This is a genomic window from Fulvivirga aurantia (genome assembly GCF_009711475.1).
Lineage (GTDB): Bacteria > Bacteroidota > Bacteroidia > Cytophagales > Cyclobacteriaceae > Fulvivirga > Fulvivirga aurantia.
The window spans coordinates 1-5861 of record NZ_SMMD01000698.1; the positions used below are offsets into that span (position 1 = coordinate 1).

Annotated in this window: 4 protein-coding genes; 1 reads left to right on the forward strand and 3 read right to left on the reverse strand. The window is 37.7% G+C overall.

Going from position 1 to position 5861, the window contains the following annotated elements:
- Positions 1 to 1515 (reverse strand): HsdM family class I SAM-dependent methyltransferase (locus E1176_RS07605; RefSeq protein WP_155210010.1); only part of this gene is annotated, 1515 nt, incomplete at its 3' end.
- Positions 1512 to 4580 carry a type I restriction endonuclease subunit R gene (locus E1176_RS07610; protein WP_155210012.1) on the reverse strand — a complete coding sequence of 1023 codons (3069 nt, stop codon included), beginning with the start codon at positions 4578 to 4580 and terminating at the stop codon, positions 1512 to 1514. The genes E1176_RS07610 and E1176_RS07605, both read right to left, overlap by 4 nt.
- A gap of 176 nt (positions 4581 to 4756) precedes the next feature.
- Between E1176_RS07610 and E1176_RS07615 the strand changes: the two genes are divergently transcribed.
- Positions 4757 to 5479 carry a hypothetical protein gene (locus tag E1176_RS07615; RefSeq protein ID WP_155210013.1) on the forward strand — a complete coding sequence of 241 codons (723 nt, stop codon included), beginning with the start codon at positions 4757 to 4759 and terminating at the stop codon, positions 5477 to 5479.
- A gap of 17 nt (positions 5480 to 5496) precedes the next feature.
- Here E1176_RS07615 and E1176_RS21240 read toward each other — a convergent pair whose 3' ends face one another.
- Positions 5497 to 5724 (reverse strand): helix-turn-helix domain-containing protein, encoded by a 228-nt coding sequence (locus E1176_RS21240; RefSeq protein WP_343030516.1) that lies wholly within the window; start codon positions 5722 to 5724, stop codon positions 5497 to 5499.
- Between the last annotated feature and the right edge of the window lie 137 nt (positions 5725 to 5861).

Below are 5861 nucleotides of genomic sequence, written 5' to 3' on the forward strand. Positions count from 1 at the left end.
TTGTAAAAATTCGTCCTCAGTGATATCAACGTATTCAATCTTCACCTCAAAATATTGTCCCGCACTTAGTGAGTAGTTCTTTGCTTCAATCTCGTCATAGCTTACCACCACAGAGAAGTCATCCACTGGCTCCTTCTTGTTAAAGGTCTCAATTATTCTGTCTTCTTCCTCGGTTGATAGCACTGTCCGCTGATTCTTATCATCCACTTTTATTTTCTCGCCCAATCCGGAGGCATCGACCAATACTACTTCTTCTTTATTCTCTTTATCAATAAACAAGATAGAAACATTGGTACCTGTAGAAGCAAAAATATTACTTGGCATGCTCACGACCCCGGCAAGCATCTTTTCTTTCACCAACTTCTCTCGTATTTTCTTGTCTATCCCACTTTGTGCCGTGATGAAGCCTGTAGGCACTACAATAGCGGCTTTGCCCTTTGTGTTTAGTGAATGCATAATATGCTGGATGAAAAGTAAGTAGATTGCCATCGACTCTTTTTTCTTTTTAGGCACATTGGGTATACCGGCAAAGAAGCGTTCGTTATTGGCATCTATATCCAGGTCGTCCCTGTAATCAGAAAAATCCAGCTTAAAAGGCGGATTGGAAACGATGTAATCAAAAGTCTCATTACCTCTACTTAAATGATAAGGGTTTGATATTGTATTACCCTGCACAATGTTGGGAATAGAATGTACGAGATCATTAAGAATCAGGTTGAGTCGCAAAAGGTTAGAAGATTTCTGCGAAATATCCTGTGAGTAAATGGTGCATCTGTCCGGGCCAATCTGGTGAGCCAAATTCATTAATAGGGATCCCGAACCCGCAGAAGGATCATAACATTTTACATTGCTCACATCTTCCTGCACCAAACACCTGGCCATGATCTTGGCTACCGCATGAGGTGTGAAGTACTCGGCATACTTACCCCCACTGTTGGTGTTATAGTCTTTGATCAGGTACTCAAAGATGGTGGCATAGAAGTCAAACTTCTCATGAAAAATGTGCTCAAAGCTAAAGTTGGTAAGTTTATTTACAATCGCCCGGCAAAATTCATTGCGATTATCCGTTACATATTTGCTGATATTTTCGAAAAGCACCACCTTTTCTCCGCTGTTAGTCAATACCGAAAACAGGTCACTGTTTTCCTTGGCTATGTCCAGTAAAGTGTCATCAAAAATCTGTGCAAAGTCAGCCTCATTCTGTCGTTCAAAGAGTGAAGAAATAAAATGATTTGGGCTAATACGTGCTGTGCTTTCATCCAACTGTGCCATCAGAAACTCGTATTCTTCTTCATTTTTCGCCTTAAGCGCTTCCTCCCAATTCTCTGCTTTGGCAATGTCTTCGTCCAGTTTTTTAATTTCATAAACGAACTTGTCGTTAAGAAATTTGTACAAAAATACCTGGGTGATGATTTTAAACTCGTTACCATCATTTCCCAAACCGTGATTAGCGCAGACGCTTTTAAGCCCGTCTATCAGCTCTTTGGTTTTCTTTTCAAATTCTATTGTACTCATGCTGCACTCCCTCGATATTCATTTAAATATTCCTTCACCAATAAGGCGTTTATTCTCTTTGTTCTATTCATATCCAAATCGAGCTTATGGTGGTTTTTTAGCTCCTCTATTACAAGACGCATCATCATTTTTTCCACATAGCTTTCATTATTGAGCATGTTAGCGTTATTCAATACCTGCTCATCTGCCTTTTCCTTCAATGACTGTAAAGCTTCAAAAAGTTTCAAATCATTATCAGTTAATGGGTCTTTTTCCATCAGACGTTTATGCAGACGAGCATATTTCTCATCATTAGCATACTTAGCCCTTAGCAAATGATTTTTTCGCTCCAACTCTTTGGCTCTTGCATGGATAGAATTTAGTTCTTTCATATTTTCTTCCATGTCCTCTTTCGTAATCTCATTGAGATTTTTCTTTTTAAACAACCGCTCCAACTCTTCCTTCAAAGAAATAAACACTGGATCTGCACCGTCAAAGTTACCATTTAAAGCTTCTCGTGTCTTTCTCAAGAGCTCTTTATATTCATCGGCCAATACCATTTCTTCTTCACTTATTTTCGCAAAAGAAAAAATGATATCTTCTAAAGCTACATTCAGCAGATTGCGTGTTTCATCTCCTTTCTCCAGCGTTTCTTTGATGTTGATATTGGCAAGGCGATTATTTGCTTCACGCGAAAGAACTGTGAGTTTTTGGAAATCAAGCTTTTCTAAAAGGTCATAATTCCCAGATAGTCGAATTAGATTGTACAAGCTTTTGGCATTGTTCAAAGCACGAGTGATTTTCAACATCTCAGTGCGATCATTAATCTGGGAGATTTGTTTGGAGAAGTTTTCTGCATTAATAGTGTCGAAGTGGAAGAGTACTTCTTTAATCTCCTGTATCTCTTCATTGATCTCTTCCTGCGTTTTGAAAAGCTTGGAATAGCTCTCCATCTCATCTCCAAGCTCAGACTGCAGCTCGTTGAAATAGGCCTGATTCGTTTTATCAAACTCTTTTTTAATGTCAGCAAAATCTACAACATAGCCATAGCGATAGTTTTTGTATGTCCTGTTTACACGTGTTAGTGCTTGCAATAGGTTGTGGGCCTTGATCACACGACCCAGATAAAGTTTCTTTAAGCGTTTGGCATCAAAACCGGTCAATAGCATATTGTATACAAATAAGAAATCGATCTTACCTGCCTTGTAATCCTTCACGAGGTCTTTACGCTCCTGCTTGGTACCAATGTCATGTAGAATCAGCGCGGCATTTTTAACCCGGTAGCTTTCTCTTTTTTCCTTTCCATAAGAAACAGGATCATCAGCAGCCAAAGGCAAATTCCTTTCCTGTTCAGCGTAATTGCTTTGGAAGATTTCATACATCTTCTTGGCCTGGTCAGATGAATCACAAATTACCATGCCGCCAATAGAGGCATCATTCTGAGTCATTCTAGCCCTTTCAAAATCCATGATGATATAATCGAGCATGGGTTCTACAAACTTATGATGGGCATAGATGAATTTACGATCTGCGTCCCCTTTCAGTACCTCAATTTCATCTAATGCCTTCTGCAATGCCAGCTTATAACTAGTTTCAATTTCTTCTCGAATTAGGCGTAGTGTATAGCCATCGGCAATGGATTTGTTGTAATAGTATTTGTGTATGTAATCGCCAAACAGATCTCTCGACTTCAGATTATCGCCAATGAGTGGTGTACCTGTCAAACCAATTTTAATGGCGTTCTTATCCGATTCTTTCAGGTTGGCCAGAAAACTTCCTTTTGGATTATAGCTTCTATGCACTTCATCTAAAAAGTAGACTCTCTGTATATTGACGTTGTAATCGGTATTCCTTAAAACGTCTTTGTCTTCTTTAAATTTCTGTATGTTGACTACTGTAATTTCAGGTCTACCGGAAGCATTGTGCAGTACAGTGGTACTCTTAATGTCCTTTACAAACTGATCTCGAGAATTAATCACATGCACAATCAAATCCCTGTGCCTGAATTCTCTTGAAGCTTGCTCAGCAAGATCAATCCTATCTACAATAAAATAGAATTTGGGAATGACTTTTTGCTTTTGAAAATAATCGGTAAGGTAGCGCACGTTATAGTAAGCGAGGGCAGTTTTACCCGATCCCTGGGTGTGCCAAATAATTCCTTTCTTGATGCCTTCATTAAGGCTCTTTTCTATCGCTTTCGTGGCAAAAAGCTGTGGATAGCGCATGATGTGCTTTTCCAATTTGCCCAGATCTTCTTCTACATAAGTGATAGCATATTGAAGAATAAAAGCTAACCTCTCCTTTTGCAATAGAGAAGTACAAATGCGATTCGTAGGCGTGTCAGGATCCTTATTGGTTTTAAATTCATCTGTGCTTTTGATACCTACATAGTTGGTATCTCTTAAAACAAAGTCTTCAGTTTTGGGATCCAGATCACTTAGTACTTCATCAAGATTAAATGTATCATCTTCTCTAAAATAGTTAAAGACCGGTTTCCCGTAAGCCGTACTGGAATAAAAAGCTCCCTGAAAAGGTTGAAGTGCTTCATCATCATACTCCATGTTATTGGAGAAGATCATGAGCTGTGTCAGGTTAATGAACTTTCTAAATTTCTTATTGGCAAACCTTCGTGCAATCCGCTTGTGTTCAGCCTGAATACCATCGAGATTATTAGGTTTTTTCACCTCAATAAAGACCAGTGGCATACCATTAATAAGAATGCTAATGTCGGGTCTAAACTCCTCATCATCTTTAATACAAGGCAACTCAGTGACAACATGGAAGCTGTTATTATTGAAATTTTCAAAGTCAATGAGTCGAGGGGTGTTTCGATCGATGAGCTTACGATAAAATACTCTACCCAGATCTTCATTTTCCAGGTCTAGCGAAAGCTCATCATAATATCGAGGTATATCGCCAGGGTCTAAATCGGGATTGATTTCTGCAATGGCCTTTTGAAAAATATCAGTAAAGATGTTAGTAGAAGGATCCCACGACTGACCTTTCAAAGATAAATAAGTGTATCCCAGCCTGGTAAGATGAAGTATGGTCGGTATTTTAACTCTTGAGTCTTCGTTGAATTTCATTTAAGGGCACTAAATTTTAAGAGCAGACCTTTAAATTAATTTATATCAGATTTAATTTATAATTAATAATATAATTATTTAGGATATATCTATCTAAATGACAATTGAAGTGATCAATTTTACCTATTGCCTCCAGTGCAATTGAGGGTTAATTAATTTAAGGTCAAACAATGAACATGATGATCAACCAACAGCTAAAACAATTGTATAAAAATGCATATGGGAAATTAGTTGAACCACTTCGGCAGAAAAATTCACTGCTCGGTTATAGGGACAAAGCTACTAATCCCCTTCTAATTCAAGTAGACAACAATTATGAGAAAGCGGACATGAAGATTATGATCTTTGGGCAGGAGACTAATAGCTGGCTCTCTGAAATAAATAGGGGTGTATTTTGTGGTGAAATCCAGCCGGTTCTAGAATGCTATAAAAGTTTTTTCCTTAGTGGAAATTGCTTTAAATATGGTGGTTCATTTTGGAATGGAATTAAGCGATTTAAGTCAAATTTAAAATCTGAGTATCCTAATATTCAATTTTCTTGGATATGGAATAATATAGTAAAAGTAGGTAAGTGCGAGAAAGGGTATCCATATGCCACTCACAGTTTAACGGATACTCTATTTGACGTTACAAGAGAGGAAATTAAAATATTAAAGCCAGATTTATTTATCTTTTTTACCGGCCCTAATTACGACTCTGAAATACGAAAGTTTCTTGGAGAATTTGAATCAGTTGTAATTTCCAAGTTTGGGACTAGGCAACTAAGCAAAATATCGAACTCCGTATTAAAGAATGCTTATCGAACTTATCACCCGAATTACCTATGGCGTAAAGGAATCCACTCTTACTTGTCTCCTATTTTAATGGATCTTAGGGAGTGTTTTGCACATAAAATGTAAAATAATGTGATTGTAATCTATCTAAAATTGACTAAATCTTTCAATTCCATATTCATAGCTTTGGCTATCAGGTATAAAGTACTAATTGTCACATTAATCTCACCTCGTTCTATTCTGCCCACCTGGCTTATAGGAATGTCAGCCTCATAAGCAAGCTCCTCCTGACTCATTCCCCTATGTTTACGAAGCTTTCTGAGGTGAGATCCAAAACTGTCTAATAGCTCTTGATTGCGGTTTTTAATCACAGAGCCAAAGTCCGAATCACATACGTTTTGAATCAACTCATATATGCGCTATTTTTAGAAAAGTTATACGTTCAGTACTATGATAAATAATACTTTAATCTCCCGTTCGTGGATCCAAAGAATTTCACTTTCAGATA

Bases quoted from the DNA above. Each gene is read 5' to 3' on its own strand.
- E1176_RS07615 (WP_155210013.1), top strand. From the start codon at position 4,757: ATGATGATCAACCAACAGCTAAAACAATTGTATAAAAATGCATATGGG.
- E1176_RS07610 (WP_155210012.1), bottom strand. From the start codon at position 4,580: ATGAAATTCAACGAAGACTCAAGAGTTAAAATACCGACCATACTTCAT.